1 protein-coding gene and 1 pseudogene are annotated in these 3,021 nt (G+C 66.0%); both read left to right on the plus strand.

Features of this window, described 5'->3' with window-relative positions; genetic code table 11:
• Positions 1-349: pseudogene (locus tag VGD20_RS01710) on the plus strand (efflux transporter periplasmic adaptor subunit); the annotation flags it as partial.
• 21 nt (positions 350-370) lie between these two features.
• Positions 371-3,021: efflux RND transporter permease subunit (locus tag VGD20_RS01715; protein WP_331132800.1), on the plus strand; the 2,651-nt coding region annotated here is incomplete at its 3' end.

A 3,021-nucleotide genomic window follows, 5' to 3' on the forward strand; every position in this document is an offset into this window, starting at 1 on the left:
CATGTTCGGCAACATGCGGCTGGCCGATGGCGGGACGACCAATGCGCTCCTGGTCCCCGACGCCGCGGTTCGTACCGACCAGGCACGCAAGATCCTGCTGGTGGTCGGCAAGGACAATACGGTCGTCGCCAAGCCGGTCGAGACCGGTCCGCTGGTTGCCGGCCTCCGCGTCATCCGTTCCGGCATCACCAAGGCCGATCGCGTGATCGTCCAGGGCGTGCAGTTCGCCATGCCCGGCGCCAAGGTCAAACCGCGCGTCACCCAGATCAAGCCGACCGAGGTCGCTGCATCCGCAGCTCCGCCGCCGTCGTCCCCCAGCGCGTCGCAAGCGACGCTTGCTGCCAACTAAGAATCGAAACGGGGCACTGCCATGCGCTTCAGCCACTTCTTCATCCGGCGCCCGATCTTTGCCGGCGTCATCGCGATCATCATCACGATCGTCGGTGCCTTCGCTTATGTCGGCCTGCCGGTCTCGCAGTTCCCAGACATTGTCCCGCCGACGGTGACGGTCAGCACCGCCTATCCCGGCGCCTCGGCCGAAACCGTCGCCGACACGGTCGCCGCTCCGATCGAGCAGCAGATCAACGGCGTCGACAACATGCTCTACCAGTCGTCGCAATCGACCGGCGACGGGCGGCTGACGATCACTGTCACCTTCAAGCTCGGCACCGATCTCGATACCGCGCAGGTGCTGGTGCAGAACCGAGTCGCGCTTGCCGAGCCGAGCCTGCCGGAAGAAGTGCGCCGCCAGGGGCTCGTCGTCCGCAAGACCTCGCCATCGTGGCTGATGGCGGTCAACGTGCTGTCGCCCGACGGTTCGCTCGATCGCGGCTACGTCTCCAACTATGCCCTGACCCAGCTCAAGGACCGGCTGTCGCGGGTCGAGGGCATCGGCGACGTCTCGATCTTCGGCGCGCGCGACTATGCAATGCGGGTGTGGATCGACCCGGGACGCGCCTCGACGCTCGGCCTCACCGCCGGCGAAGTAGTGCAGGCGCTGCGCTCGCAGAATATCCAGGTTGCCGCCGGCACGGTCGGGCAGCCGCCGTTCGACACCGGCGCGGCGCAGCAGCTCAATGTCGAGACCCAGGGCCGCTTCAAGACCGCGGAGGAGTTCGCCAACATCGTCATCCGCTCGGATCCGACGACCGGCGCGATCACCCGCGTCCGCGACGTCGCCAGGGTCGAGCTCGGCGCCGAGGACTATGGCGTCAACGCCTACCTCTCGGGCACCGACTCGATCATCCTCGGCATTACCCAGCGCCCGGGCACCAACGCGCTCGCCGCGGCCGAGGGGATCAAGCACGAGCTTGCCGACGCTGCGAAGAGCTTCCCCAAGGGGCTCGAGTATAGGATCATCTGGAACCCGACCGAGTTCATCAGCGAGTCGATGGGCGAGGTGCAGAAGACGCTGCTCGAGGCAATGCTGCTCGTCGTCCTCGTGATCATCGTCTTCCTGCAGAGCTGGCGGGCGGCGATCATCCCTATCGTCGCCATCCCGGTTTCGCTGATCGGTACCTTCGCCGTGCTGGCGGGCCTTGGCTATTCGCTCAACACTCTATCGATGTTCGGCCTGGTGCTGGCGATCGGCATCGTCGTCGACGACGCCATCGTCGTGGTCGAGAATGTCGAGCGCAACCTCGAGCATGGCATGAGCCCGCGCGAGGCTGCCCATAAGTCGATGGACGAGGTGTCGACCGCGCTGGTGGCGATCGTGCTGGTGCTGTGCGCGGTGTTCGTGCCCGTCACCTTCCTGACCGGCATCACCGGCGAATTCTATCGTCAGTTCGCGGTGACCATTTCGGCTTCGACGATCATTTCACTGCTCCTGTCGCTGACGCTCTCGCCGGCGCTGGCCGCGATGCTCCTGAAGCCGAAGAGCGACCATCGCGCCGAAACCGGCGTGATGGGCTTCCTCCACCGCTCGGGCGACAAGTTCAACCAACGGTTCAACGCGCTCAGCGAATGGTACGGCCGTTTCACCAAGCGGATCGCCGCTGCGCCGAAGCGTGCCCTGACCGCCTATGCCGGGTTGGTGATGCTGACCGGCGCGCTGTTCTACGCCACTCCCGCCGGCTTCATCCCGGCGCAGGACCAAGGCTATGCGCTGGCCGCCATCCAATTGCCGCCCGGCAGCTCGATCGAGCGCACCGACGCGGTGCTGAAGAAGGTGGTCTCGCGCCTGCTCAAGGTGCCCGGAACCGAAGCGGCGGTGATGTTCGCCGGCTTCGACGGCGCATCGGGCACCCAGGCGTCCAACGCGGGCGCGGCCTATGTCACCTTCAAGCCATTCGACGAGCGCGCCGGCACCGATCGCACCGAGCTCAATATCGAAAATGAGATGCGCGCCGCGCTGGCCGACATCGACGAGGCGATGGTGTTCGTCATCCCGCCGCCCGTCGTCCAGGGCATCGGCAATGGCGGCGGCTACCGCATGATAATCCAGGACCGCGGCGACAACGGCTATGTCGCCATGGAGCAGGCAGCCTATCAGATGATGGGCGCGGCCCAGCAGGAGAAGGGGCTGGCCAACGTCTTCACCCTCTACAACACCGCGACGCCACGCATCTATGCCGACATCGACCGGGCCAAGTCCGACATGCTCGGCGTGCCCCCGTCGCGGGTGTTCGAGGCGCTGCAGGTCTATCTTGGCTCGGCCTACGTCAACGACTTCAACCTGCTCGGCCGCACCTTCCGTGTGACCGCGCAAGCCGAGGCCGCGGCCCGCGATGACCCGGCCGACATAGCGCAGTTGAAGACCCGCTCGAACAGCGGCGAGATGGTGCCGATCGGCGCGGTTGCGACCTTCCAGGACAGGACCGGGCCGTATCGGGTGACCCGCTACAACCTCTACCCGGCGGTCGAGCTCGATGGGGATAAAGCGCCCGGCTATTCGACCGGCCAGTCGATCAAGACCATGGAGAAGCTGGCCTCCAGCCTGCCGGCGGGCTTCGCCACCGAATGGACCGACATCGCCTTCCAGCAGAAGGCGGCGGGCAACATCGCGATCCTGATCTTCGG

Source organism: Sphingopyxis sp., from assembly GCF_036402335.1.
Classification (GTDB): Bacteria; Pseudomonadota; Alphaproteobacteria; order Sphingomonadales; family Sphingomonadaceae; genus Sphingopyxis.